The organism is Roseateles koreensis, from assembly GCF_028595305.1.
In the GTDB taxonomy this organism is placed as follows: domain Bacteria; phylum Pseudomonadota; class Gammaproteobacteria; order Burkholderiales; family Burkholderiaceae_C; genus Paucibacter_A; species Paucibacter_A koreensis.
The window spans coordinates 226,375-250,929 of sequence record NZ_JAQQXS010000001.1 but is presented as its reverse complement, the minus strand read 5'-3'; the positions used below and the strand labels follow the sequence as shown (position 1 = coordinate 250,929).

The 24,555-nt window shown below is 62.5% G+C and carries 22 protein-coding genes and 1 pseudogene; 13 read left to right on the top strand and 10 right to left on the bottom strand.

The window, feature by feature from the left end:
* The first annotated feature begins 126 nt into the window (after positions 1 to 126).
* The 4 genes from PRZ01_RS01060 to rraA all read left to right on the top strand — a co-directional run bounded on the left by PRZ01_RS01060 (position 127) and on the right by rraA (position 4,964).
* Complete coding sequence (locus PRZ01_RS01060) at positions 127 to 2,313, top strand: putative bifunctional diguanylate cyclase/phosphodiesterase (RefSeq protein WP_273594893.1); 2,187 nt, start codon at positions 127 to 129, stop codon at positions 2,311 to 2,313.
* Between the two features lie 318 nt (positions 2,314 to 2,631).
* On the top strand, positions 2,632 to 4,182 hold the full coding sequence (locus PRZ01_RS01055) for a methyl-accepting chemotaxis protein (RefSeq protein ID WP_273594892.1): 1,551 nt from the start codon (positions 2,632 to 2,634) through the stop codon (positions 4,180 to 4,182).
* A 48-nt stretch (positions 4,183 to 4,230) separates the two neighbouring features.
* A complete protein-coding gene (locus tag PRZ01_RS01050) occupies positions 4,231 to 4,473 on the top strand; it encodes an RNA-binding S4 domain-containing protein (RefSeq protein WP_273594891.1) in 243 nt (80 codons plus the stop codon).
* Entirely contained in the window at positions 4,470 to 4,964 is a 495-nt protein-coding gene (gene rraA, locus PRZ01_RS01045; RefSeq protein WP_273594890.1) for a ribonuclease E activity regulator RraA, read from the top strand. Before PRZ01_RS01050 ends, rraA begins: the two co-directional genes overlap by 4 nt.
* Here the strand turns inward: rraA and PRZ01_RS01040 are convergent.
* Complete coding sequence (locus PRZ01_RS01040) at positions 4,952 to 6,658, bottom strand: thiamine pyrophosphate-binding protein (RefSeq protein WP_273594889.1); 1,707 nt, start codon at positions 6,656 to 6,658, stop codon at positions 4,952 to 4,954. The genes rraA and PRZ01_RS01040 overlap by 13 nt on opposite strands.
* 37 nt (positions 6,659 to 6,695) lie before the next feature.
* A complete protein-coding gene (locus PRZ01_RS01035; RefSeq protein WP_273594888.1) occupies positions 6,696 to 7,934 on the bottom strand; it encodes an MFS transporter in 1,239 nt (412 codons plus the stop codon).
* Between the two features lie 73 nt (positions 7,935 to 8,007).
* Between PRZ01_RS01035 and PRZ01_RS01030 the strand changes: the two genes are divergently transcribed.
* From PRZ01_RS01030 to PRZ01_RS01015, 4 genes are all read left to right on the top strand, one after another.
* Positions 8,008 to 8,856 (top strand): AraC family transcriptional regulator, encoded by an 849-nt coding sequence (locus tag PRZ01_RS01030; RefSeq protein ID WP_273594887.1) that lies wholly within the window; start codon positions 8,008 to 8,010, stop codon positions 8,854 to 8,856.
* Positions 8,857 to 9,000: 144 nt separating this feature from the next.
* Positions 9,001 to 9,351 (top strand): hypothetical protein, encoded by a 351-nt coding sequence (locus PRZ01_RS01025; protein ID WP_273594886.1) that lies wholly within the window; start codon positions 9,001 to 9,003, stop codon positions 9,349 to 9,351.
* 180 nt (positions 9,352 to 9,531) lie between these two features.
* Positions 9,532 to 10,644: a quinolinate synthase NadA gene (nadA, locus tag PRZ01_RS01020; RefSeq protein WP_273594885.1), complete on the top strand. Its 1,113-nt coding sequence runs from the start codon at positions 9,532 to 9,534 to the stop codon at positions 10,642 to 10,644.
* Positions 10,645 to 10,790: 146 nt separating this feature from the next.
* On the top strand, positions 10,791 to 11,081 hold the full coding sequence (locus PRZ01_RS01015; protein ID WP_273594884.1) for a late competence development ComFB family protein: 291 nt from the start codon (positions 10,791 to 10,793) through the stop codon (positions 11,079 to 11,081).
* 12 nt (positions 11,082 to 11,093) lie between these two features.
* On the opposite strand, the gene nadB is transcribed toward PRZ01_RS01015, so the two are convergent.
* The 5 genes from nadB to PRZ01_RS00990 all read right to left on the bottom strand — a co-directional run bounded on the left by nadB (position 11,094) and on the right by PRZ01_RS00990 (position 17,663).
* Entirely contained in the window at positions 11,094 to 12,743 is a 1,650-nt protein-coding gene (gene nadB / locus PRZ01_RS01010; RefSeq protein WP_273594883.1) for an L-aspartate oxidase, read from the bottom strand.
* A gap of 48 nt (positions 12,744 to 12,791) precedes the next feature.
* A complete protein-coding gene (locus PRZ01_RS01005; RefSeq protein ID WP_273594882.1) occupies positions 12,792 to 13,700 on the bottom strand; it encodes a hypothetical protein in 909 nt (302 codons plus the stop codon).
* A gap of 385 nt (positions 13,701 to 14,085) precedes the next feature.
* On the bottom strand, positions 14,086 to 16,680 hold the full coding sequence (gene clpB, locus PRZ01_RS01000) for an ATP-dependent chaperone ClpB (RefSeq protein WP_273594881.1): 2,595 nt from the start codon (positions 16,678 to 16,680) through the stop codon (positions 14,086 to 14,088).
* Positions 16,681 to 16,794: 114 nt separating this feature from the next.
* Positions 16,795 to 17,175 carry a fluoride efflux transporter CrcB gene (gene crcB, locus PRZ01_RS00995; RefSeq protein WP_273594880.1) on the bottom strand — a complete coding sequence of 127 codons (381 nt, stop codon included), beginning with the start codon at positions 17,173 to 17,175 and terminating at the stop codon, positions 16,795 to 16,797.
* Positions 17,172 to 17,663, bottom strand: coding sequence for a molybdenum cofactor biosynthesis protein MoaE (locus PRZ01_RS00990; protein ID WP_273594879.1), 492 nt, complete (start codon positions 17,661 to 17,663; stop codon positions 17,172 to 17,174). Before PRZ01_RS00990 ends, crcB begins: the two co-directional genes overlap by 4 nt.
* A 241-nt stretch (positions 17,664 to 17,904) precedes the next feature.
* On the opposite strand from PRZ01_RS00990, the pseudogene PRZ01_RS00985 reads away from it, so the two are divergent.
* The 5 genes and pseudogenes from PRZ01_RS00985 to PRZ01_RS00965 form a co-directional block, all read left to right on the top strand.
* Positions 17,905 to 18,213: pseudogene (locus PRZ01_RS00985) on the top strand (SPFH domain-containing protein); the annotation flags it as partial.
* Positions 18,214 to 18,366 (top strand): SHOCT domain-containing protein, encoded by a 153-nt coding sequence (locus PRZ01_RS19220; RefSeq protein WP_338111440.1) that lies wholly within the window; start codon positions 18,214 to 18,216, stop codon positions 18,364 to 18,366.
* A 171-nt stretch (positions 18,367 to 18,537) separates the two neighbouring features.
* Positions 18,538 to 18,930 (top strand): PA2779 family protein, encoded by a 393-nt coding sequence (locus PRZ01_RS00975; protein ID WP_273594878.1) that lies wholly within the window; start codon positions 18,538 to 18,540, stop codon positions 18,928 to 18,930.
* Entirely contained in the window at positions 18,927 to 19,874 is a 948-nt protein-coding gene (locus PRZ01_RS00970) for a PA2778 family cysteine peptidase (RefSeq protein WP_273594877.1), read from the top strand. The genes PRZ01_RS00975 and PRZ01_RS00970 overlap by 4 nt, the downstream gene beginning before the upstream one ends.
* 399 nt (positions 19,875 to 20,273) lie before the next feature.
* Entirely contained in the window at positions 20,274 to 21,536 is a 1,263-nt protein-coding gene (locus PRZ01_RS00965; protein WP_273594876.1) for an HDOD domain-containing protein, read from the top strand.
* Positions 21,537 to 21,593: 57 nt separating this feature from the next.
* Here PRZ01_RS00965 and moaD read toward each other — a convergent pair whose 3' ends face one another.
* The 3 genes from moaD to thrC are packed head-to-tail and all read right to left on the bottom strand — an operon-like array spanning position 21,594 to position 24,551.
* A complete protein-coding gene (gene moaD / locus PRZ01_RS00960; RefSeq protein ID WP_273595043.1) occupies positions 21,594 to 21,845 on the bottom strand; it encodes a molybdopterin converting factor subunit 1 in 252 nt (83 codons plus the stop codon).
* An 8-nt stretch (positions 21,846 to 21,853) separates the two neighbouring features.
* Entirely contained in the window at positions 21,854 to 23,152 is a 1,299-nt protein-coding gene (locus PRZ01_RS00955; RefSeq protein ID WP_273594875.1) for a molybdopterin molybdotransferase MoeA, read from the bottom strand.
* Complete coding sequence (gene thrC / locus PRZ01_RS00950) at positions 23,145 to 24,551, bottom strand: threonine synthase (RefSeq protein WP_273594874.1); 1,407 nt, start codon at positions 24,549 to 24,551, stop codon at positions 23,145 to 23,147. Before thrC ends, PRZ01_RS00955 begins: the two co-directional genes overlap by 8 nt.
* Positions 24,552 to 24,555 lie beyond the last annotated feature (4 nt).

The window sequence follows — 24,555 nt, the reverse complement described above, 5'->3', positions numbered from 1 at the left end:
CCACAGGCGAAATTGCGACAAATGGCGATGCCCCCGTGAAGCACCTGCATTTCAGCCAACCGGGCCGGTCAAAGTCGGCGCAAAATCAAGCGTAACTTTCATCCTGCCCGGAATGTATACGCCGTCATGAGCCGCTTGCCCGAACCGTTAGGACAGATGGATCACCTGCTGTCTCACACGTTGGATGCCGCCGAATTGGGCCTGCTCTGGTTGGATGCGCAGGGGTATGTCGAGTTTGCAAACGAAACCTTTCTGCGATGGGCGGGCCTGACAACAAGCGTCTGGCGCGGCATGGAAGTCACGCAGTGCATTGAGCTGACACCGCAGCAGCAGCTTGCCCTGCTGAATCCACCCGCGCGGCATGCAAAATCTCAATTTCTGAGCTTAGCCCCATCCGGGCAAAGGCTGATGGTGACGTCACACAGGCTGGGCCTTCCCGGTGCTCCGGCGTTGGCACTTTTGTTGAGTGAGCCGCAAAACCATAGCGAGCATCAAATCATCGATGCCCTGCAGCGCGAAATCCTGGAGGCCGTCGCCCTGGGGCGCCCCATGCAGCAGGTGATGGACTTGCTGTGCCGACGGGTGGAGGCCATTGCGCCAGACGTGGTCTGCACGGTACTGGAGGTTGACGATCAGGGTTGTCTGCGTCCGGTTGCCGCACCCAGCATTCCGGCCGCCTACGGGCAGGCCCTGGACGGCTTGCCCATTGGGCCGAACGTGGGGTCTTGCGGTACGGCAGCATGGCGGCGCGAGCCCGTGGAAGTTAAAGACATCGCCAACGACCCCCTCTGGACCCCCTACAAAGAACTGGCCTTGGGATATGGCTTGGCCGCTTGTTGGTCCAACCCCATCTTCGTGAGCGGCGACAAGGTGGGCGCCACCTTCGCGTTGTACTACCGCGAGCCTCGCTCCATCGCCCCCTTCCACCGCCACATGGTGGAGGCCTGCGTGCAGCTTTGCCAAGTCGCTTTGAAGCACGAACACAACAAGCGGCAGATTGAACGCCTGGCCTATTTCGACAACGTCACGGGCCTGCCCAACCGGACGCTGTTTTCCGACCGGGCGGAACAAACGCTGCACATGGCAACTCGGCAAGAAGGCCAAGTGGCGATGTTGCTGCTGGACATGGACCGATTCAAGACCATCAACGACTCGATGGGTCATGCGGCCGGCGACCAGGTATTAGCAAAAGTTGCCACCCGGCTCCAAGCAACCCTGCGAGAGATTGACACCCTGGCCCGCCTGGGCGGAGATGAGTTTGTCGCCCTGTTGCCGGGCTGCTGCGCGCATGACGCCATGCTGGTGGCGGAAAAGCTTCACACGGCCCTGCGAGCAAATCTGCCATTGCCCGAATTCGGGATCGCCGAGTTGAGATTGAGTGGCAGCATTGGCATCAGCACGTTTCCAGGCGATGGTAAGACCCTGAGCAGCTTGCTCAAAAGTGCTGATATCGCCATGTACGAGGCCAAACGCACAGGGCGAAACTGCACGCGCTATTTCCTGCAAACGATGAACCAGGAGCTTGACGAACGCCTGCGCATCGAATCCGCCTTGCGGGTGGCCCTGAGCGCCGGTCATTTGCAGCTTCACTTCCAGCCCAAAGTTCACTTGCAGAACTTGCAGCTGGCGGGTGTCGAAGCGCTGCTGCGCTGGACGGATGCGCAATTGGGGCCCGTGGCGCCCGATGTCTTTATCCCCATTGCGGAAGAGTGCGGCCTGATCAACGCATTGGACGCCTGGGTGCTTGAATCCGCTTGCCGGCAATTGGCCGCCTGGCACGAGGCCGGCGTTGCCGTACCCAATGTGGCCGTGAATGTGTCCGCCTTGCGGTTTTTTCAAGACGATGTGGCGGCCCATGTCGGTCAATTGCTGGAACGCTATCAACTGGCTGCGTCGCAACTCACCCTGGAAATCACCGAACGCTTGTTGCTCGACAACGCCCCCCAGGCGCGCAGCCAACTCCAGGCGCTCGACGTCATGGGGGTGCGCTTATCGGTGGACGACTTCGGTACCGGCTACTCCAGCCTCAGCTACCTGAAACAACTGCCGGTGTCGGAGCTTAAATTGGACAAAAGCTTCGTGCGCGATCTGGAAACCGATGCCGATGACCGTGCGCTGTCCCAGGCCGTGATCAGCATCGGACGTGCACTGAATCTCAGCGTTGTCGCAGAAGGCGTGGAAACTACCGCGCAATACCATGTCTTGCGCGATCTGGGATGCGAGGTGGCCCAGGGTTATTTTTTCGCCCGGCCCATGGCAGCTGCGGATCTACCCAACTGGATGGCCCAGTCATCACCCGACCGCGCCTTTTGACACGGGAGAACGCTGCCCAAAGCGTCGCGCGCCTGACAGTCAGCTTGGCTTGTCTGTTATTTTTCACCGCAAGAATTCAGGGTGAAATCCCCGACTTCTTTGAGGATCACCCCCGCCCGAGGGGAATAAATTTCACTGCGTCCAAGGGAGGACCACGGGATTGAACGATCTGCGCAGTTGTGCGATTGAGGTGGCGTGCCGGCACGACGACCTCATCACATGTCCGCAACTGAAGAACAGCGCGACAGACCCAAGAACGGCGTTTGCACGGTACAGGCTTGAATGCCTTTGCCCACAATTTGAAAAGGCGTCCAAGACATGCGCACCAACCACCCAGTCTCCCAACGCGAGTACGATTTCCCGGCTGCAGCGACGCTGATGTCGACCACCGACACGCAAAGCCACATCATCTACGCCAACGCAGCGTTCATTGATGTCAGTGGCTTTGATCGCGACGAGATCATCGGCCAGCCGCACAACTTGGTGCGCCATCCCGATATGCCTGTCGAGGCTTTTGCCGACATGTGGGCCACGCTGAAGGCGGGTGAATCCTGGACGGCCCTGGTCAAGAATCGGCGCAAGAATGGCGACCATTACTGGGTTCGCGCAAATGCAACACCCGTGGTGCGCAAGGGCCGGGTGACCGGCTATATGTCGGTTCGCACCAAACCCTCGCGTGCCGAAATCGCAGCCACCGAACAACTCTATGCAGAGTTTCGGGAGACGCGCGCCGGCGCCAGAGCCTTCCACCAAGGCTTGATTGTCCGGACCGGCCTGATGGCTTGGACCTCGACACTTCAAACCCTGTCCGTCAGCGCGCGCCTGCGTTGCGCGGTCGCCGCCATGGCCCTGGGCGCAGTCGCGAGCGCCGGTTTGCTGGGCTTGAACGGCATGGCCTGGGGTGGCATGGCTGGCGCCAGCGCCGTACTGGCGGTACTTGTATCGCTATGGCTGGAGGCCCAAATCGCCCGCCCACTTCAACAAGTCAAGCGCCAGGCTTTGAGTGTGGCCTCTGGTCAACCCGGCGAGAACATCGCCCTCAACAGAGTCGACGAAATTGGCATGATCCTGCGGGCCGTCAACCAGTCGGGCTTGAACTTGCGCTCACTGGTGGATGACGTGGCCGGCCAGGTGTCTGGCGTTCGCAATGCCAGCGCCGAAATCGCCTCCGGCAATATGGACCTGAGCTCACGCACCGAACAGGCCGCATCCAATCTTGAGCAAACGGCGGCGTCCATGATGCAGATGACCTCCACCGTCAACAACAATGCCGAAACGGCCCAACAAGCCAGGCAACTCGCTGATGCCGCCAGCACGGCGGCCGCGCATGGCGGTGAAGTGGTCGGGCAGGTGGTCGGCACTATGGAGGCGATCACCGCGTCCAGCAAGAAAATCTCCGACATCATCGGCGTGATCGACGGTATCGCCTTCCAGACCAACATTCTGGCGCTCAATGCAGCGGTCGAGGCGGCGCGCGCCGGCGAACAGGGGCGCGGGTTTGCCGTAGTGGCGGGTGAAGTGCGCAGCTTGGCACAACGCAGCGCCACGGCGGCCAAAGAGATCAAAGGGCTGATTGGCGACAGCGTCGAGCGTGTGGAGCAAGGTTCTGACCTGGTCGGCCGCGCAGGCAAAGCGATGGCTGAAATCGTCAGCCAGGTCAATCGCGTCAACGACCTGATCAGCGAGATCAGCGCCGCGACGAAAGAGCAATCCAGCGGCATTGGCCAAGTCAATACCGCCGTCAACCAACTCGACCAGATGACCCAGCAAAACTCGGCGCTGGTCGAAGAATCTGCCGCCGCTGCGGAGCGCCTGAAGCAGCAGGCGAGCGTTTTGGTTGAGGCGGTTGAAGTGTTCAGCGGTGCTTGAACCCAGCTTGACCACCGGCCCATGCGCCGGTCTGGGACAATACGACGCATGCAAAATATCGACTTTGAATTGCGCGGTGAGTTCATCACCCTGGACAGCTTGCTCAAAGCCTGCGGCTTGGCCGAAAGCGGCGGCCGTGCGCGGGTGATGATCACCGAAGGCAAGGTGCAGGTGAACGGGCAGCAGGAGTTGCGCAAAACTGCCAAGATCCGGGCCGGCCAGGTGGTGGCCCTGCACGACACCCGCATCCACGTGAAAGCCGACCCCCTTCAGGAACTGACCTCGCCATGACGAAGTTTTCAACCTGCGACATCTGCGACACCCACAAAGCTGACGACGGTCGGGTGCTGCGGGTTCTCCCCGGTGTTTATCGCAGTTATGGCGCGCTGCCATGCTTTTCCGGGCCCGTTGTTACGGTCAAATGCCTGGACGACAACAGCCTGGTGAAGGCCGCTGTTGAAAGCCCGGGCAATGGCCAGGTGCTGGTGGTGGATGGTGGGGGCTCATTGCGGCGCGCCTTGCTGGGCGGAAATCTGGCCGCCGCGGCTGCGCGCAATGGCTGGGCGGGCTTGCTCATCGACGGTTGTGTGCGCGATGTGGCTGAACTGGCCCAGGCGCAAACCGGTATTTTTGCCTTGGGTCATGTGCCCATGCCCACCGACCGCAAAAACCAAGGTCTCAGCCAAGTGCCCGTGCAGATTCAGGGTCACTGGCTGCGCCCCGGCGACTGGCTCTACGCCGACGCCGACGGCGTGCTGGTCAGTGAAAGTCAGCTGGTCTGACGACGCGCTAACGCAGCCTCGCGGATCTCCGACAAAGACGCCCGGCTGGTCGACACCTCGCTGGACAGGCGCAGGTGAATCAGCCCGGGGCGGCCCGCAGCCATCAGCGCACGCAAGGCGTTGGCAAAATCTTCGGTGCGCTCCACCTTGCAGGTCACCCAGCCATGGGCTTGCGCCAGCAGGCAAAAATCGGGGTTGAACAGATCGCTGCCCGCCACCCGGCCCGGGTACTCTCGCTCCTGGTGCATGCGGATGGTGCCGTAGGTGCCGTTGTCCACCACCACCACAATCAGCTGCCGTGACCCGTAGCCCGTGGCGGTCGCCATCTCCTGGCCGTTCATCAAGAAATCACCGTCGCCAGCAATATTGACCACCCAGCGATGCGGCTGCAGCAAGCTGGCCGCCACTGCTGCCGGCAAGCCATAGCCCATGGCGCCGCTGGTGGGTGCCAATTGGGTGCGCCCCTGATGTTGCAGTCCTGGGTATTGATGGAAGCGGTGCAGCCAGCCGCTGTAATTGCCCGCACCGTTGGTAAACACCGTGCCCTCGGGGCAGATTTCACCCAAAGACTTCACCACCTCGGCCATGTCCAGCGGGCTCACCGGTTGCGCGGTCAGATTGCCTTGGTAGTCGGCCTGGGCGGCGCTCGTCCAGGCCTGCCAGGGCACTGAAGAAGGCGCCGCCAGTGTCTCCAGAGCCTGTGCGGCGCAAGCCATGCTGGCGTTGATCAACAGGTCGGCGGCATAGACGCGGCCCAACTCTTCAGCCCCGGCATGGATGTGTACCAGCGTTTGCCTCGGCTGGGGGGCTTGCAAAAGGGTGTAGCCGCCCGTCGTCATCTCGCCCAGGCGCGGGCCCACGGCGAGGATGAGGTCAGCGTCCTTCACACGTTGGGCCAGCTTGGGGTTGATGCCGATCCCCACATCGCCGGCATACAAAGGATGGCGGTTGTCGAATAAGTCCTGAAACCGGAAAGCGCATCCCACCGGGAACTGCCAGGCCTCGGCAAAGCGCTGCAACGCGGCACAGCTGTCTGGCGTCCAGCCGCCACCGCCCACCAAGAGCAGCGGGCGCTCGGCCGCCAACAAGCGTTCACGCAATTGGCCTAAGGCCTGCGGCGTCGGCCAAGCCTGGGCGGCTTGCGCAAACGGCAGCACCGGCGCACTTGTGAGCGCCGTGAGCATGTCTTCCGGCAACACCAGCACCACGGGGCCAGGCCGGCCTTGCAGGGCGGTGTGAAAGGCGCGGGCGACGTATTCAGGCAAGCGATCAGCGTCGTGCACCTCACCCACCCATTTGGCGAACCCCAGTGTCCCGGGGCCGAACATCTGCCGGTAATCCACCTCCTGAAAGGCCTCACGATCACGCTGGTCGCTGGCCACCTGGCCAATGAACAAAATCATGGGCGTGGAATCTTGAAAAGCCGTGTGCAACCCGATGCTGGCATTGGTCGCCCCGGGTCCTCGGGTCACAAAACAGATGCCCGGGCGGCCGCTCAACTTGCCTTGTGCTTCCGCCATGAAGGCCGCGCCGCCCTCCTGCCGGCAGGCAATGAAGCGGATCTGCTCCCGGTGCTCATGAAAACCGTCCAGCACCGCCAGATAGCTTTCGCCAGGCACGCCAAACACGGTATCCACGCCTTGGGCGATCAGGGCTTCAACCAGCGCATGGCCGGCCAGTCGGGGAGTTTGCATCGTCATGGTTTGTCGAGGGCTCGTCATGCCCGCGACTTTAGCGCCGTTGCGGGCTCGCAAAGTGCACCAGATTAGCCGCCGCAATGGCCAGCAGCAAGGCGGCCGCTGCGCCCCAGAACACCCCGCCCGCGTGCCCGCCATCCATCAGCGCGCCAAACATGGGCGCTGCCACGGCAAAGCCCAGGTCCAGGCCCGAATAAACCATGCCATAAACCCGCCCGGTAGCGCCGGGTGGCGCAGCGCGCTTGATCAACATGTCGCGAGACGGGCCGGCCAGGCCGGTCCCGAATCCAGCCACCGCCACCACGACGGCCGCCGCCATAGGCGGCAACCAGCCCGTGCCAGCCAGCGCCAGCAAGACCGCGCCCAAGGCCAGAGCCAGGGCGATATTGCGCTCAAGACTGGCGGACTTGGCCACCCAAAATCCCCCCATCACCATGCCCACAGCGCCGCACAACATATAGCCCGTGACCACAAATGCCGTCACGCTCGCATCCAGTTGATACAAGCTGGCCAGCGCCGGGCTGGCAAAGCTTTGAATGGCGGTCAGTGCCGCCGTGCCAAAGAAAAAGAAAGAAAAACACAACCACACCGAGGGCAAACGCAAGAAGGCGAGCGGATGCTCCTCCTTCAGGGCCGCAGCGCCCGGCTTTTGATGCGCCCAACTGCCTTGCGAGTCGTCAATGGCGTCCCGCTTGGCGGCCAACAAGCCGATCACCATCAACGGCACCAGGGCCACGACGAAATAGGCATGCCGCCAGTTGCCCAACGAGGCCGCCATGCCGATCAGCACAACCGGCGCCAAGGCCCAACCCAGATTGCCCGTGATGCCATGAACCGAGAAGGCATGCCCCAAGCGCAAAGGCGACACCTTTTTATTCAAGATCGTGAAATCCACAGGGTGGAAGGGCGAGTTGCCCAAACCCGCCAACGCCGCAGCAAGCAGCAAACCGCCAAAGCCCCCGGCCAGCCCTGCCGCCAGCGCGGCCAGCACAAAGCAGCTCAAGGCCGCGAACAACACCGGTCGCGCCCCCGTGCGGTCCACCAAAAATCCGGCCAAGGCCTGCCCAATGCCGGAGATGACAAAAAACGTGGTCACCAGCAAGCCCAATTCCGAATAGTTCAGCCCGAATTCGCGGATGAACACCGGAAACATCGGTGGCAACAACATGTGGAAGAAGTGCGAGGTGCCGTGGGCCAAGCCGATCAGGCCGATGGTGGCAACGTCGCGTCGGGCTTGTGCCTTGTCGGCAAGAGGCAGTGTGGCTGTATTCATGCCCTCACTGTAGGCGGGGCCGACCCGGCCGGGTTACGATAGTTCGCCAAGTTCTATCGATAAAGCGCCAAACATGCCCACCTCACAGCGCCGCCACCGAACCGAACGCATCAGCCTGCCGCCCCTGGACCCTCAGCGTTATGCACCGACACCAGAGCGTCCCGTGCGCGCGAAATCCCGCGTGCTCGCGCACCACGAAGACATCCACGCCCATCATCACGGCTGGGGCCAGCTGGTGTTTTCAATCAGCGGTGTGGTGCGCGTCAGCACCGAGCGCGCCACTTACCTGGTGCCGCCGTCGCGTGCCGTCTGGATTCCACCCGGCGTGATCCACGCCGTGACAGCGATTGAACAGGTGCACCTGCGCACGCTCTACCTCCATCAGCACCCCGACCGGATCGGCCCGGGCTTGCCCTCTGGCACTGTCGCCGCGGCGGCCTGGGCCGATTGCAGAGTGATGGAGGTGTCGCCCCTATTGCGTGAACTGGTATTGCAACTCGCGCAGCTCTCCCACGAGAGTGCAAGTGAGAGAGAGCATTGGTTGGCCAGTTTGATTGAAGATGAATTGCGCCGCGCCAATTGCCTGCGCCTGGGCATTGACCTGCCCCAGGACAAACGCCTACGCCGCTTCTGTGAGGCCCTGCTTCAAGACCCCCAACGGCACGCTGATCTGGAGGGTTGGGCGGCCGAGGTGGGTGCCAGCACCCGTACCATTTCGCGTTTGTTCCGCCAAGAACTGGGCAGCAGCTACGTGCAATGGCGGCAACAAGTCTTGCTGGCAAGGGCCCTGACCTTGGCCGCCCGCCGGCAGCCCATGGGCCTGATTGCGGCCGAACTGGGTTATGCCAGCGCCAGCGCCTTCAGCGCCATGGTCACACGAACCGTCGGCATGCCACCGAGCCGCTTTTTCGCCGAAGCCTGAATCGCCCGCAGCCGGGGGAAAAATCACTCGCAGGATTGATTCAATTGATATGCTTAAATCATTTCAATCAATTACAATCAACACCGTCGCGCAAAAGAGGGGCAACCCGACCCGAAGGCGCCATCCGGTGAAGTGAGTCACGCCATGAACAGACTGCTGACGCAAACCGTCAAGCCCAATGAATCCGAAAAGCCTCAAGGCGCCAATTCGGCGCCCGTGCTGGCGGCTTTTACCTTCATCGTGCTGATTGGCGGCGCAGCGCTGTGGTGGCAACTGACGACCTCAGTGCCCGGCGCAGGAACCGAGCGGCACCTGCACAACGTTGTCTCGACTCCCCCGAGTCGCTTGCCCATAGAACCCGCCAATGCCAATGATCGCGCTCCACAAGCAACGCAAACCTTTGGCACTGAAGATACCACTCAGTCCACCCTGACGGCGACGGCCACGCCAGACACACCCGCCCCTGCGCAAACCCCAACGCGCATCACCCGCTGACTCGCCGCGCCTCAACGCTGGCAAGGCATCAAAAAATAGGGCCAAGCGCGCGGCGAATCGGCCCGCTTGAAGCGATCCCCTAAAATCCGGCCCATGCCGCTGAGTTCCGCGGCCCACAGTTTGCCGGGTCTTTCAGCGCTGTGTTGGCCTGAAACCCGTTTGAACCCGCCCCCTTCTCCCATGGATCAACTGCTTTTTGACTACACCCGCCAAGACGCCCAGGGCCAAAGTTGCACGGCCCATGCCTGGGCCAAGGTGCCTGCGCCTTTGAGCACCGCCCAGCGTGCAGCCCTCAAGACGGAGGCTGCCGCCCTGCTCAAGGCTCACAACGCCGTGCTGGTGGCGCATTTCTATGTGGACGGCGACTTGCAGGACCTTGCGCTTGAAACCGGCGGCATCGTCTCCGACTCCCTCGAAATGGCACGTTTCGGGCGCGACCACGCCGCGCAAACCCTGGTGGTCGCCGGCGTACGTTTCATGGGTGAAACCGCCAAGATCTTGAGCCCCGAAAAACGGGTGCTGATGCCCGATCTGGACGCCACCTGCTCGCTCGACCTGGGTTGCCCGGCCGACGACTTCACCGCCTTTTGCGACGCCCACCCGGACCGCACCGTGGTGGTCTACGCCAACACCAGCGCCGCCGTGAAAGCCCGCGCCGACTGGATGGTGACCAGCTCCTGCGCGCTGGAAATCGTCTCGCACCTGAAAGCCCAGGGCAAGAAGATTCTCTGGGCACCCGACCGCCATCTGGGCCGCTACATCCAGGAAAAAACCGGCGCCGACATGCTGATGTGGAACGGCGCCTGCATCGTGCACGACGAGTTCAAGGGCCTGGAGCTTGAACTGCTGCGCGAACAGCACCCCGGCGCCATGATTTTGGTCCACCCCGAATCGCCGCAAAGCGTGGTGGCGCAAGCCGATGTGGTGGGCTCCACCTCCGCCTTGATCAAGGCCGTGGTTGAAGGCACCGCGCAAGAGTACGTGGTGGCCACGGACAATGGCATCCTGCACCGCATGCGTCAGTTGGCCCCCAACAAGACGCTCATTGAAGCCCCCACCGCCGGCAACAGTGCCACGTGCAAGAGCTGTGCCCACTGCCCCTGGATGGCGATGAACAGCCTGCAAGGGCTGATCGACTGCCTGAAACTGGGCCAAGGCCAGATCGAACTGGATGAACCTGTGCGGATCGAGGCCAAAGCCTGCATCACCCGCATGCTGGACTTCACCGCTGCGTTGAAAGCCGGAGTGCCTCAGCCACAAGCCGGCCTGGTTCCGCATATCGGCGCGGCTTGACGAGGCCCTAACGCGTCACCTGAGCGCCGCCTGTTCATCACTCCCGCCCGAAATGGCCGCCTTCGAGCGGCCATTTTCTTGGGTCAAGGCGCGGAAAAAGGCTTATCGTGTCTGCCAACTGAAAAGCCCAGTGGGAGACCCTCGTCATGAACCAAGATTTCAGCTCGCTCTACAACTACCATGAGCGCGAAGTGCTCGCCGCAGTGATGAAGTCCGCCTCGGATTTTCCTCTGATCCAGGCCGACGGGGACCTGCTGTGCGACGTGGCCTGCGTGGCATTGAACCGCCTGCCTCCACGCTACATCCGCCACGCAGTCGATTTTTTGTTCTACCTCACCGAACATGAGCGGCGCGAAATCGATACAGCCATTGAAGAAGCGGTCAGCTATGCCTTCCACTTCGTCAATGCCCGCGCAGCACTGCGCAGCAACGGCTAAGGCGAGACGCCTTCAGCGCGTTTTCAACCCGCGCTCTGCCACCAGCACGGTCGGAAAGCTGACGGGCAAAGTGCGCGGATAGTCGCGACTGAAATGCAAGCCGCGGCTCTCATGGCGCAACAAGGCGGAGCGTACGATGAGTTCGCCGCAATCCAGCAGATTGCGCAGTTCCAACAAATCCCGTGTCACGCGAAAGTTGGCGTAGTAGTCATCGATCTCGCCCCTCAGCAGGGCAATGCGGTGCAGCGCCCGCTCCAAGCGCTTGGTGGTGCGCACAATGCCCACGTAGTTCCACATCAGCAAGCGCAATTCATCCCAGTTGTGGGCAATCACCACCTGCTCGTCGGCATCTTCAACCTGGCTTTCATCCCACGCCGGCAGCGGCGCCGGCTCGGCCCGGGCTTGCGCCTGAATGTGTGTCGCACAGGTTTGCCCCAGCACCACGCACTCCAGCAATGAATTGCTGGCCAGGCGATTGGCGCCGTGCAAGCCGGTATAACTGGTTTCGCCCACGGCATACAAGCCCGGCAGATCACAACACCCGTTCAAGTCACTGACCACACCGCCACAGGTGAAATGCACCGCAGGCACCACCGGAATCATCTGCCGGGCGATGTCGATGCCCAGGCTCAGGCAGCGGGCATGAATGGTCGGGAAGTGTTCTTTCAAGAACGGCTCGCCCAGATGTGTAGCGTCCAGCCACACATGGTCCAGGCCGTGCTTTTTCATCTCGAAATCGATGGCGCGGGCCACGATATCGCGCGGAGCCAATTCCATGCGTGCGTCGTGCGCCGCCATGAAGCGCGTGCCATCGGGCAATTTGAGATAACCCCCCTCTCCACGCAAGGCCTCGGTGATGAGAAAACTGCGCTCCTGCGGGTGGTACAGGCAGGTGGGGTGAAACTGGATGAACTCCATGTTCGCCACCCGGCAACCGGCGCGCCAGGCCATGGCGATGCCGTCCCCGGTGGAGGTGTCGGGGTTTGTGGTGTAGCGGTAGACCTTGCCGGCGCCGCCGGTGGCCAGCACCACGGCCTGGGCCGCCAGGGTTTCAACCCGCTGGTTGTCGATGTCCAGCGCGTAGAGGCCGTAGCAACGCGGCTCCTCCTCGCGCTGCACATGGCGGGAGGTGATCAAGTCCAGTGCCATCCAGCGCTGACGTAACTCAATATTCGGATGGGCTGCCGCAGCCGCCAGTAATTGGTCGTGAATCGCCTTGCCAGTAGCGTCCGCCGCATGGGCGATACGGCGCACCGCGTGCCCCCCCTCGCGTGTCAGGTGCAAGCCCAGAGGCCCGCCGCTGTCGGGCGTAAAGGGCACACCGCGCTGCACCAGCCACTCCACCGCCTTTGCACTGCGCTCGGCAATAAAGCGGGCCGTGGCTTCATCCACCAGGCCGCCACCAGCCTCCTGGGTGTCGCGCACATGGCTCTCGATGCTGTCGTCCTGCCCCAGCACACCGACGATGCCCCCTTGCGCCCAAGCCGTGGCGCCCTCACTCAATTCGCGCTTGGCCAGCACGATGACCGGCCCATGATCGGCGAGATGCAAAGCCGTGGTCAGGCCACCTAGACCTGCGCCCACGATCACGATCGGCAAAACTCGAGCAGAAGACGTGGCTGGGGAACTATTTTGCGAAGCAACAGCGTCAGCAGAAGACATGCGAGCCCTGGCGCCGTGTTCAAGCGCCGTCAATGAGAATGACCCATTCTAAAGAGCCTGCCGGACATCGGGCTGAAGGCTCCGCTGACGGCCCCGCTGACGGTGTTGAATCGCACGGGTGCCACCGGTCAGCAAGAGCGTCACGCACACGCCCATCGCAAGCAATCCCACGCCGCCCCAACGGTGCCAGGGCGAGGCTCGGTACTGGCGCAATTGCAAGCTCAGCGCCGCCGCCTCAAGCTGAAGGGCATGCTGTTCGAGTTGCAGCGCCCGGTAGGTGGATTCAGCAGACGCCAGGCGGGCTTCAAGCGACGTGGGGACCAACAGCAACGTCGACGCCGACGCCGACGCCTGCCCAGGCTTGGACGATTCAGCTTGTAGCGCGGCCGCGTGGGCGGTGCCGGATGTCACCGCCACGCTGCTAAAGGCCAAGGCGTCCATATGCAAGCCAGCTCTCTGCAGGCCGGCCTTCGGCACAGCTGGCCGCAGTGCTGATTTGGCAACGGCCGGCCGCCGCACCACCAACGGTCCCGCAGAAGGGGCTTGCATCGGCAAGGCTTGGCTGGCCGCAACGGCCTGCCGGGAAGACTCAGGCATCAAGGCTTCTGGCAGTTGCGGTGGGTCGGCAGCCAACACCGGCTCTGGCGCGGCCGTTGGCGCCGGGTCCATCAGCACCACCACCTGCTGCGCCGGGCAGCCCAGCATGACGCGAACCACCGGTTCATCCACCACGGCCCGCGTGCGCAGGGACAGAACCCCGGTCTGCGCGTCCATATTCAAGGCCAGCGACTTTTGAACCTCCGACTCACCGAGTTGCTGCTCCCCAACGACGACACGGGCAGCCAGGCAAGCCGTGTTCAAGGCTTCTCCAGCGGGCCATCTCAAAGGCAGGCGCAACAACAAGGGCTCGCCCAGGGCTGACAAAGATTGCGGGCGGCCCAAGTCCAAAATCTGCATCGGCGGGGGCACGGACGCTGGTGCAGCCGTTTGCGCGAGCGTAGGGCCGCAAACCGGCAACCCCAGCGACAAAATTACCAGGCGAATGAGGACCCCGCAGTGCCCTCCACTCGCCCAGCGCCGGGGGAATGTACTCAAGCCGGAGCCAGCATGTCGGCTGAAGAGCATGAAATGGCGCCTTTCGAACGGAGTGCCTTGGTCTGTGTGAATTCGACATTAGCACAAACAAGGCGCAGCGCGCTTCGGGGCTGGCCCCACCCAGCAGACGGGGGGCAGGGCTCCAAAAAACATCCCCGGCAACGCGGCCTTGCAAAATGCAAGCGCATTGCCGGGGACTGCTGAGGCCGCCTGTACGCGGGCGGGCCTCAGAAAGGGGCGAAACCCTTCAGTGAACCGTGCGGCCGAACTGGAAGACCCCATCGACCACATCCACCGGAATCACGTCCTTGGGCCCGAAGCGGCCTTCGAGAATCAACCGGGAGAGCGGGTTCTCAACCTGTTGCTGGATGGCCCGCTTGAGCGGGCGGGCACCAAACACCGGGTCGAAGCCCACCTTGGCCAACTCCGCCAGGGCTGCAGGCGTCACATCCAGCGTCATCTCCAGTTTTTCCAAACGTTGTTCCAGGATGCGCAACTGGATTTTGGCAATGGACGCAATGTGCTGGGCATCCAGCGCATGGAAGACCACCGTCTCGTCGATCCGGTTGAGGAACTCGGGGCGGAAATGAGCTTTCACCTCGCTCCACACCGCCTCACGAATGGCTTCTGAAGGCTCACCCACCATGGCCATGATCTGCTGAGATCCCAAGTTACTGGTCATCACGATGACGGTGTTCTTGAAGTCCACCGTGCGACCCTGGCCGTCGGTCAGACGCCCGTCGTCCAAAACCTGCAGCAGCACATTGAACACATCGGGGTGCGCCTTTTCAACCTCGTCCAGCAAGAGCACCGAGTAAGGCTTGCGCCGCACGGCTTCCGTCAAGGCGCCGCCCTCTTCGTAACCCACATAGCCCGGAGGCGCCCCGATCAAGCGGCTGACCGAATGCTTCTCCATGAACTCGCTCATGTCCACGCGAATCAAATGATCTTCGCTGTCGAACAAGAAGCCCGCCAAAGCCTTGCACAGCTCAGTCTTGCCCACGCCCGTGGGGCCGAGAAAGAGGAAACTGCCGGTGGGCCGGTTGGGATCAGATAACCCCGCGCGTGAGCGGCGAATGGCATCGGCAACGGCGGTGATGGCTTCATCCTGCCCCACCACGCGCTGGTGCAGCTTGGTCTCCATCTGCAAGAGCTTTTCACGCTCGCCTTGCATCAGCTTGGAAACCGGGATGCCGGTGGCGCGCGCCACAACTTCGGCAATCTCTTCGGCGCCAACCATGGTGCGCAACAGGCGCGGCCTCGCCTGATCAGGCTTTTTGCCGGCCTCGGTGGCTTGCGCGGCCTTGAGCTTTTTCTCCAGCTCAGGCAGCTGCCCGTATTGCAACTCAGCCACTTTATTGAAGTCGCCCTTGCGGGTGAGCTCCTCGATCTGGAAGCGAATGCGGTCAATCTCTTCCTTGACGTGGGCCGAGCCCTGTGCCTGGGCCTTTTCAGCGGTCCAGATTTCTTCGAGCTCCGCATATTCGCGTTGCAGCTTGAGCAGTTCTTCTTCGATCAGGCCGAAACGCTTTTGCGATGATTCGTCCTTTTCACGCCGCACTGCCTCACGCTCAATCTTGAGCTGGATCATGCGCCGATCCTGCTTGTCCATCACCTCGGGGCGCGAGTCCAGCTCGATCTTGATCTTGGCTGCGGCCTCGTCGATCAGGTCGATGGCCTTGTCCGGCAAAAAGCGGTCTGTGATGTAGCGGTGGCTCAACTCGGCTGCGGCGACGATGGCCGGGTCGGTGATCTCCACACCATGGTGCAACTCATACTTTTCCTGCAAGCCGCGCAAGATGGCGATGGTGGCTTCCACCGTGGGTTCGCCCACCAGCACCTTTTGGAAACGGCGCTCCAGGGCTGCGTCCTTCTCCACGTATTTGCGGTACTCGTCCAGCGTGGTCGCACCGATGCAATGCAACTCACCACGAGCCAACGCGGGCTTGAGCATATTGCCAGCGTCGATGGCACCTTCCGCCTTGCCGGCGCCAACCATCGTGTGGATTTCATCAATGAACATGATGGTCTGGCCTTGATCCTGGGCCACCTCCTTGAGCACGCCCTTCAGGCGTTCCTCAAAGTCTCCACGGTACTTGGCGCCCGCCAACAGCAAGGCCATGTCCAGCACCAGCACCCGTTTGTTCTTGAGCGAATCAGGCACCTCGCCATTGACGATGCGCTGCGCCAGCCCTTCGACAATGGCGGTCTTGCCCACGCCCGGCTCCCCAATCAGCACCGGATTGTTCTTGCTGCGGCGTTGCAGCACTTGGATAGCCCGTCGAATCTCATCGTCACGCCCGATAACCGGGTCGAGCTTCCCCTGGCGCGCACGCTCGGTCAGATCGAGGGTGTACTTTTTCAACGCCTCGCGTTGGCCCTCGGCCTCAGCACTGTCCACCTTCTGACCGCCACGCACCGCATCAATGGCGGCTTCCAGAGCCTTGCGGGTCAGGCCGTGGCCGCGCGCCACACCGGCCAGATCGGTCTTGGCGTCGCTGAGCGCCAGCAAAAACATTTCGCTGGCAATGAACTGGTCGTCACGTTTGCCTGCCTCTTTCTCGGCACCTTGCAACAAGGCCACCAAGTCGCGCCCGGCGCCCACTTGTTGCCCGTCTCCTTTAACTTGGGGCTGGCCAGCAATGACGGTCTCCAGCGCAGTCTTTAGGCCGTTGACATTAACGCCGGCGCGCTCAAGCAGCGCACGCGGGCCGTCGTCCTGCACCAGCATCGCCGCCAGCACATGGGCCGGCTCGATGTAAGGATTGTCTCGGGCAATGGCCAAGCTGGACGCTTCGTTCAGCGCTTCTTGGAAACGTGATGTGAATTTGTCGACTCGCATGTCTGTAACCTCCGTTAAGCAAGCAAGTGGGCCCATGGTCCGGCATTTCAAGGGCCGGACGCATTGACTTGGCTCAAGTGCGATGCAACGAGGTAGCCGTCCAAGGACAGCGTTTCAGAGCAGCCATTGCGCCAGCCGCATCCCCAGGGCCGCCGTGGTCAACGCACCCAGCACATGAACACCGCTGTGCAGCAGGGCCATTTCATAGTGGCCGCGCTGCAGCAAAAGCAAAGATTCGCCGGAAAACGCCGAGAAGGTCGTCAACCCCCCCAGAAAACCGGTAACCATCAGCAGTTGAAGTAACTCGTTGGGTGTGCGGCCAAACCACTCCAGCGCCACACCAATCAGCAGCCCTCCCACTAGATTCGCGGTCAGGGTGCCCAGCGGAAAACCCGCCCAACTGGCGTTGAACGCCAAGCCCAAGCGCCAGCGCAGCAAGGCGCCGCCTGATGCGCCGCAGGAGACCGCCAACACCTTCATGATCAGGCCATTCATGCCGCATTTCCCGATTCAAGGCCTTCAATGCCCCAGCGTGCCACAGCGGCGTCGTCCGCCACGCGTGCATCCACCCATCGCGCGCCGCTGGCCAGGTGCTCTTTCTTCCAGAACGGGGCTTGGGTCTTCAAATAGTCCATCAAAAACTCACAGGCCTGGAAGGCCTCGCCGCGATGGGCCGAGCTGACCAGCACCAGCACGATTTGCGCCCGTGCCGCCAAAGCGCCGACCCGGTGAATCACTCGCGCTGCGCGAATATCAAAGCGCGCAAATGCCTGATCGATCATGCGCTCAATGCTGGCTTCGGTCATGCCGGGGTAATGCTCCAACTCCATCACGCTGAGCGCCTCGCCCTCATGGCTGTCGCGCACGGTGCCGACAAAACTCACCACGGCCCCGACGCAGCCATCCGCCGCCCGCAGCGCAAGCGCTTCGGTGCTCAGGTCAAAGTCGTCGGTTTGAATACGAACACGGGGGAAAGATGTCATGGTCGGAATTGTGGCATCGCCGCCCGCAAGCACGCCTGTTCTACAGCAATGCGCCTAACGGTGAAGGTGGATCGGGATTGACGGTTTTTACCATCAAGGGAAGATTCACCCTTGTTACCGGTGCAAGCGCCACAAAAGGGGAAATGGTGCCAAAACCCCGAACGCCAGCCGCGTCGATACTGTGTCCACCGGGCCAAACGCTGGTCTATCTGCATAGGCTGAAGCCGAGGAACGAGTGAGCATGACTGCGATGACTTTCGACAACAACCCGTTCATCGACCTCATTCAGTGGACCGAAACCGCCGCGCCGCACCCGACCGCCACACTGGCGTGGCGCTTCCCGATGCGGGCCATGGCAATCCAGACCGGTGCGACTTTGATCGTCCAAGAAGGCCAACTGGCCCTCTTCGTGAGTGAAGGTAAGGTGGCGGATGCCTTCGGGCCCGGCCAGTACAAGCTCTGCCCTCAAACCTTGCCCATACTGAACTGCCTGAAGCATTGGGGCCCGCTGTTTGACTCGCCGTTCAATAGCGATGTCTACTTTTTCAGCATGCCTCACTACGCAACAGGCGCCAAAGCCCGCGATGAAAGTGACGAAGTTCTTTCCATGCTCGACAAGTTGGGGGCGTTGGTCAGCAAAGGGATTTTGACGGAGGAAGAATTCGTCGCAAAAAAGGCAGCGCTGTTAAAAAAGATCGGGTGAGGCAAGCGGGAGGGGCGCAACCGCAGCCCATGGCGGCAGACGGTGCCGCACGTTCATGGTTTGACGCAAGCACGCAATTTTCAATGTCGCAATTTGTAAGCGCCGCCCGGCAGCAGTTCAGCGCGGCCTAGAATTTACCCCCTACTCCCACAGCCAGTCCCGTCACCGACCATGTCTGCTTTCAAACGCCTTGTTGCCTCCACGCTGATCACTTCCATCACCTTGATGAGCGCCCCCATGCACGCGCATGCAGACATCGTGCCGACGGATGCACTGCTGGCACCGGCTGCGACTGACGCCGACGCCCACGCGCGGGTGGATGCATTTTTTGCCCGCGCCGATGTCCAACGCGCCCTGGTGTCGCAAGGTGTGGACCCGCTGGCTGCGCAGGCCCGCGTGGCGGCCTTGTCTGACGCCGAACTCGCGCAGCTGGACGGGCGAATCACCCAGGCTCCGGCGGGCGGCGATGTGCTGGGGTTGATTTTCACCGTGTTCGTCATCCTGCTGGTCACCGACATCCTGGGATTCACCAAAGTGTTCCCATTCACACGTTCGATTCGGTGACTACTTCCAACCCCGCTGCGGCGGGGTTTGTTTTGGCCGCCACCCTCGCATTGTGCGGCTGCGTTGCCACACCCGTGCAGCAGCTCACCCAGCAATGGCCGGCTGAGCTGCCCACGCATGCGCAGCTGAACAACACACCCTTCATCGCCCAAGACGACTATGAATGCGGCCCCGCAGCCCTGGCCATGCTGCTGCAGGCCGCGGGCGTTTCTGTACAGCCCGAACAGCTGCGGCCCCAAGTTTTCATCCCCGGTCGCCAAGGCTCTTTGCAGATTGAAATGATGGTGGCCGCGCGCCGCCACGGCCTGCCCGCTTATCGCCTGCAACCCACACTCGAGACCCTGATGCGCGAGGTGGCGGCAGGGCACCCCGTTCTGGTGTTTCAAAATCTGTCGCTGCCCATCTACCCGGTGTGGCATTACGCCGTGGTCATTGGCTACGACCGTGACGACAGCACCCTCACCCTGCACTCAGGCAGCACGCCGGGGCTGACCATGTCGCTGTCAGCGTTTGAACGCACCTGGGCGCGCGGCGACCATTGGGCCTTTGTCGCCTTGCCAACATCCACACTGCCCAGCACCGCTGATGCCGACACCCTGGGCACCGCCATCGTGGCCCTGGAGCGGCTGAACCCCGCTGCCGCACTGCCAGCCTACCGCACTGCGCTGCAGCGCTGGCCAGATGCCCTGGTCCTGCAAATGGGCCTGGGCAACAGCGCCTACGCCGCAGGCGACCCAACCTTGGCGGCGACGGCCTACCGCGCTGCCACACAAAGCCACCCGCAAGCTGCGGATGCATGGAACAACCTGGCCCAAGTGCTGATGGAACAGGGTGCGTTGGGCGCGGCCCGCCATGCCATTGAGCAAGCCATTGCCATCGGCGGCCCCCGCCTGGCCCTCTATCAACAGCTGGCGCGTAGCCTGGATGCTGAGGGCACGCCCTGAAAGCGGCATCCGTAGCTCTGGTGCTGAAAAACGCGCGCTGACTCAGTCACGCCCGCACGGAATTTGTCATTTTTACCAATTGAAAACTTCATCACTTTTACCAATTACACGGCAAAAGTCAGCTTTCATCGGCGATGGTCAAGGGGCTACCGTGCGATGCTTGTCAACACTCAAAGCCCGCCCAAACAGCAGGCCGACACCACAAATCACGCCTGAACGTTACGCCCCGGTCAAGGTTTCCTCATGCTCAAGCCACGCTCGCCGACGCCCCCTGTCTCGTATCGCCCTTCGGCCATCGGACAGCGTCATGACCTTTGCGGCGACACGATGTGGCAACGGCTGGCCCGTTGGTTTCGAGCGCCAGCCGCGCCTGTTTTACCTGCGGTGCCAGAGTCAAAGATGGCTGACGCCCTCAAAATCACCCAGCCCAGCGGCGTTACCCTATCAAGCCCCCAAGGTTTGATGTCCGTGGGTGCACGCCGGCCATTGATTTCGGAACAGGGCGCCTTGGCGGGTTTCGAATTTCGTCTTGGCGAGACCTTGATGGCAAGGCTCATCCAGCGTGGCGACCCGACGGCGGGCGCAGCGCAGAGCCAGGCGCTGTTGGCCGCCATGCGTCTGAGCATTCAGCAAGGTTTTGTGGCCCTGACCGAACTGCCGCTGGCCTGGCTGGCCCATTGCACGGCGCCGAACGCGCTCGCGCCGGGCATGTATTTTCTGGTCCGCCCCAGCCTTGTACCCGAGTCGTTTGAACACGCACGGGACTCGCTGGCGCGCCTGCGAGCTGCCGGGGCCCAAGTAGGGTGGCGCCAAATTGATGTCGAACCCTTGATGATGCTGGGGGCGCCCGACTTCGTTGCGCCACGGCTATTGCCGGACATGAGCGAGGCCGCGCAACGCCATGCCCTGCGCCTGAGCGCGCAAACATGCCCGCAAGTCCCTCAATTGTTGCTTGACATGCCGGATGTCGATGCCATGGAGTCGCTGCTGAAGCCGCCCGTCTGCCTGGCCACCTGCCGCATGGATGCAGGCAGCGCCTCGCTGGACAACCGCGCGCTACCCCCGCATGCGCGCAGCCTGATGCAATTGCTGGCGCGCTTGGTGCGCAACGAAGATGTCGCAGTACTGGCCGCCGAGATCAAATCAGATGTTGCGCTGAGCGTGCGCCTGCTGCAATTCTTGAACAGCGCCGGCGCCACGCCGGGCCGCCCGTTGGAGTCCATCGAGCATGCGGTGATGGTGCTGGGCCGTGACGCCCTGTACCGCTGGACCTCGCAGCTACTGGTGCGCCAGTCGCCCCCCCGCCCTGCCGGGCAGATGCTGCAAGCCATGGCTTTGGCCCGCGCACGGTTGCTGGAATCACTCTCCCGCGCTGCAGGCGAGGCGCAGCCCGAGTGTCTGTACCTGCTAGGACTGGCCTCCGTGCTGCCCCGCCTGCTGCATTGCAGCCTGCAAGAGGCCGCTGAAATCCTGGCCCTGCCGTCCCAGGCCGTACAGGCTCTCATGGACCAAGGCGGCCCCTGGGCCCATTACTTGCTGTTGGCCAAGGCCCTGGACGCCGCCGACGAAGCCCCCGTGGCAAAGCTGAGCCAGCCCTTTGGCGGACCCGCCGCGGTGCAAGCACTGGCAGACGAAGCGTGGCGAAGCGGGTTGCCACACTGAAGAGTTGTCATGCGAAATGACTTCAGCAGCGCCTGCCTTGCGCTGCAGAGGGTTGGATCACCCGCCAGTAACCGGCGGGAAGAAGGCGACCTCCGCCCCCTCCTGAAGCACGGTTTCTTCGCCACACATCAACTGGTTCACGGCACAGCGCAAGGCGCGGGACCGGCCGAGCGCGTGGGCGTGGGCGTCTGAACGCGCCATCAGCAGATCCCGCAGTTGACCGACCGTGGTGCCCGGCGCCAAAGTCAGTGCCTCGTGGCTGCCAAATTGCTCGCGCAGGGACGCAAAAAACCGCAGCTGGACGTTGATCTTGACACTCACGACAGCAACTCGCTCAAAGGCAAAAATCGCACCCGATCGCCCCGGGCGATGATTTGTCCAGGCGGGTTGTCCACCAAGCCATCGGCCCATACGGCGGAGCTGAGCACACCCGAACTCTGGTTGGGAAAAAGGTCCAGCCCACCGGCATCGTTGACACGCACACGCAAAAATTCACGGCGCTTGTCGGCGCGCGGCCAGTCGAAATCTGCGCGCAACTCAAGCCCGCGGGGGGCCAAACGGCTTGCCCCTTGAAGCTGCAGAATCACCGGGCGAACCAGCAGGAGAAAGGTCACAAAGCTCGCCACGGGGTTGCCGGGCAGGCCCATGAACCAGGCACTGCCATCGCCCTCAGCAGCGGTCGCCGTAGCTCGGCGCACGTTACCAAACGCCAGCGGCTTGCCGGGCTTGATGGCGATCTGCCACAAATCGAGCCGACCCTCGGCTTGCACGGCCGGGCGCACATGGTCTTCTTCACCCACCGAGACGCCGCCCGAGGTGAGGATGAGGTCTGCGTGCTGAGCCGCTTCGCGCAGCGCCGCACGCGTGGCGTCCAAACGATCGGGCACGCAACCCAGGTCGATCACCTCACAGCCCAGGCCTTGCAGCAACCCGCGCAGCGTGAATCGATTGGAGTTGTAGATGGCGCCGGGTTTGAGAGGCTGCGGCGGGTCGCTGGGCATCACCAACTCGTCGCCGGTAGAGAACAAGGCCACGCGCGGGCGGCGGGCCACCGTCACCTGCGCCGCGCCCACGGACGCGGCCAGGCCCAGGGCCGCGGCGTCCAGCCGGGTGCCGCCCTTGAGCACGGTACTGCCCTGCTGAACGTCCTCGCCACGGCGACGAATCCACTGGCCAGCTTGCACCGTGGCTTGAATCCGCACAGCACCCCAGTCGCCAACAGGGGGCTCTGCGCCACCGGCCACAAGCTCGCATTGCTCCTGCATCACCACGGCATCGGCGCCCGGAGGAATCTGCGCGCCGGTAAAGACGCGCGCCGCCGTGCCGGGCTGCAAAATTGCGCCCACCACGCCAGCCGGCAGGCGCTGCGTCACCCGCAGCAACGCGCCGGCTTCAAGCACATCCGCCGAACGAACGGCATAGCCGTCCATGCTGGTGTTGTCTTGCGGTGGTACGTCCAGCAGCGATTGAATGTCTGCCGCCAACACCCGGCCCAAGGCATCTTGAGTGCCAATGCGCGCCGTCTGACCCAAAGGTTTGACGGCTTGCAACAGGCGCGTTAGCGCCTCGTCAAGACTCAGCATTGCGGGCCGCTGTACGGCCGGGGCCTCAGACATGGCTTTCCACAAAGGCTTTCACGGCGGCAACATCAACGGGCAGCGTGACCACACGCTTGGGCAAGGCTTCAATGTCATCAAGGCCTGCAGGCCGCGGAGGCTGCACGCCAATGGCCTCGACGATGGTGGCGGCAAACTTTGCGGGCAAAGCGGTTTCCAGCACCAGCATGGTCACGCCGGGCAGGCGGTGTTCCATCGCTACCTTCAGACCGTCGGCGGTATGGGTGTCGATGATCACGCCGAAATCGTTGTAGGCCTTGCGAATGGTGTTCAGGCGATCAGCGTGGCTGCTGGCACCGGACACAAATCCATAATTCTGAATTTCAGCGTACTGATCGCCGTTGAGCGCAAACCGGCCTTGCGTGCTCAGCACCTCGCCGAAAAGGCTTTTCACCTGCGCGCCATCCCGCCCCAGCAGATCGAACACAAAACGTTCGAAATTACTGGCCTTGGAGATATCCATCGACGGGCTGGAGGTTTCATGCGTCTCAGCGCTGCCGCGCACACGGTACACACCGCTGCGGAAGAATTCATTCAGCACGTCGTTTTCATTGGTGGCCACGACCAGGTTCGCAATCGGCAGACCCATCATGCGTGCCACATGGCCGGCACACACATTGCCGAAATTGCCCGACGGCACGGTGAAGCTGACTTGCTCATCGTTGCGTTGGGTGGCCTGGAAGTAGCCCGCAAAATAGTAGACCACCTGGGCCAGCAGACGCGCCCAGTTGATCGAGTTGACCGTGCCAATCTTGTACTTGCGCTTGAAGTCGAGGTCGTTGCTGACGGCCTTGACGATGTCCTGGCAATCGTCGAACACCCCTTCAACCGCGATGTTATGGATATTAGCGTCTTGCAGGCTGAACATCTGCGCCTGCTGGAAGGGGCTCATGCGACCCGCCGGGCTCAGCATGAACACATTCACGCCGGCCTTGCCGCGCATGGCGTACTCTGCCGCGCTGCCGGTGTCGCCCGAGGTGGCGCCCAGGATATTGAGCGTTTCACCACGGCGCGCCAATTCGTATTCGAACAACTGGCCCAGCAACTGCATGGCCATGTCCTTGAAGGCCAGCGTGGGGCCGTTGGACAGCGCCTGCAGCGCCAGTCCGGCCTCCAAAGGCTTCAGCGGCGTGATCTCAGGCGTGCCAAACACCTCGGCGGTGTAGGTGCGCCGGGCGATCGCACGCAGGTCGTCAGCAGGAATGTCATCGATGTACAGCGACAAGATCTCGAAGGCCAGATCGGCATAGGCCAATCCGCGCCAACGGGTCAGCGTCGCGTCGTCGATCTGGGGGTAGTGCGTGGGCAGGTAAAGGCCACCGTCGGGCGCCAGGCCTTCCAGCAGAATTTCGCAGAAACTGCGCTCAGTCTTGTCGCCACGGGTGCTGATGTACTTCATCAAA

Excerpts from the sequence above, each read along its gene's own strand:
- PRZ01_RS01035 (WP_273594888.1), bottom strand. The coding sequence starts at position 7,934 with ATGAATACAGCCACACTGCCTCTTGCCGACAAGGCACAAGCCCGACGC.
- thrC (WP_273594874.1), bottom strand. The coding sequence starts at position 24,551 with ATGAAGTACATCAGCACCCGTGGCGACAAGACTGAGCGCAGTTTCTGC.
- PRZ01_RS01025 (WP_273594886.1), top strand. The coding sequence starts at position 9,001 with ATGAACAGACTGCTGACGCAAACCGTCAAGCCCAATGAATCCGAAAAG.
- PRZ01_RS01055 (WP_273594892.1), top strand. The coding sequence starts at position 2,632 with ATGCGCACCAACCACCCAGTCTCCCAACGCGAGTACGATTTCCCGGCT.
- PRZ01_RS01015 (WP_273594884.1), top strand. The coding sequence starts at position 10,791 with ATGAACCAAGATTTCAGCTCGCTCTACAACTACCATGAGCGCGAAGTG.
- PRZ01_RS19220 (WP_338111440.1), top strand. The coding sequence starts at position 18,214 with ATGCCTCACTACGCAACAGGCGCCAAAGCCCGCGATGAAAGTGACGAA.
- rraA (WP_273594890.1), top strand. The coding sequence starts at position 4,470 with ATGACGAAGTTTTCAACCTGCGACATCTGCGACACCCACAAAGCTGAC.
- PRZ01_RS01060 (WP_273594893.1), top strand. The coding sequence starts at position 127 with ATGAGCCGCTTGCCCGAACCGTTAGGACAGATGGATCACCTGCTGTCT.
- clpB (WP_273594881.1), bottom strand. The coding sequence starts at position 16,680 with ATGCGAGTCGACAAATTCACATCACGTTTCCAAGAAGCGCTGAACGAA.
- PRZ01_RS01050 (WP_273594891.1), top strand. The coding sequence starts at position 4,231 with ATGCAAAATATCGACTTTGAATTGCGCGGTGAGTTCATCACCCTGGAC.
- PRZ01_RS00990 (WP_273594879.1), bottom strand. The coding sequence starts at position 17,663 with ATGACATCTTTCCCCCGTGTTCGTATTCAAACCGACGACTTTGACCTG.
- PRZ01_RS00975 (WP_273594878.1), top strand. The coding sequence starts at position 18,538 with ATGTCTGCTTTCAAACGCCTTGTTGCCTCCACGCTGATCACTTCCATC.
- crcB (WP_273594880.1), bottom strand. The coding sequence starts at position 17,175 with ATGAATGGCCTGATCATGAAGGTGTTGGCGGTCTCCTGCGGCGCATCA.
- nadB (WP_273594883.1), bottom strand. The coding sequence starts at position 12,743 with ATGTCTTCTGCTGACGCTGTTGCTTCGCAAAATAGTTCCCCAGCCACG.
- PRZ01_RS01030 (WP_273594887.1), top strand. The coding sequence starts at position 8,008 with ATGCCCACCTCACAGCGCCGCCACCGAACCGAACGCATCAGCCTGCCG.
- PRZ01_RS01005 (WP_273594882.1), bottom strand. The coding sequence starts at position 13,700 with ATGCAGATTTTGGACTTGGGCCGCCCGCAATCTTTGTCAGCCCTGGGC.
- PRZ01_RS00955 (WP_273594875.1), bottom strand. The coding sequence starts at position 23,152 with ATGTCTGAGGCCCCGGCCGTACAGCGGCCCGCAATGCTGAGTCTTGAC.
- PRZ01_RS00965 (WP_273594876.1), top strand. The coding sequence starts at position 20,274 with ATGGCTGACGCCCTCAAAATCACCCAGCCCAGCGGCGTTACCCTATCA.
- PRZ01_RS01040 (WP_273594889.1), bottom strand. The coding sequence starts at position 6,658 with ATGCAAACTCCCCGACTGGCCGGCCATGCGCTGGTTGAAGCCCTGATC.
- nadA (WP_273594885.1), top strand. The coding sequence starts at position 9,532 with ATGGATCAACTGCTTTTTGACTACACCCGCCAAGACGCCCAGGGCCAA.